Here is a 354-nt window from a genome sequence, read left to right on the forward strand (position 1 = left end):
CACCACCCTGGAATCGCTTGATTGAGAAAAAAGACGGTACTCCTTTTCGTCATCGTGTTCATTTAGTTACTTCTTCCGCATTCATTCTACCGAACCCGCTTGTTGCTGTCAATCGTTGCCGAAATCAATCAACTGGTCGAGGACACGTTTTGAACGCAGACGTAACCCGCTGTAGCGTTCCATATAAGCATCCATGATTTGACGCAATAGACGCTTCGTTTCTGGCTTTACCGTCACGGTACCAATCCGTGAGAAATCATAGACGGAAAACACATAGAGCATCTTCGCAACTGCCTCTGACATATAGACAGCATGTTCATCCTCATGGCGATGCCGGCGACAGAGTAGACCGCC

General features: G+C 47.7%; 1 protein-coding gene. It reads right to left on the minus strand.

From position 1 onward, the window contains the following. Positions 1-108 precede the first annotated feature (108 nt). Positions 109-354, minus strand: a 246-nt coding sequence (locus B2751_RS05590) for a DNA repair protein RecO C-terminal domain-containing protein (RefSeq protein ID WP_290773423.1), incomplete at its 5' end; no start/stop codon positions are given.

The sequence above is a fragment of the Exiguobacterium sp. UBA6282 genome (genome assembly GCF_002440475.1).
Lineage (GTDB): Bacteria > Bacillota > Bacilli > Exiguobacteriales > Exiguobacteriaceae > Exiguobacterium_A.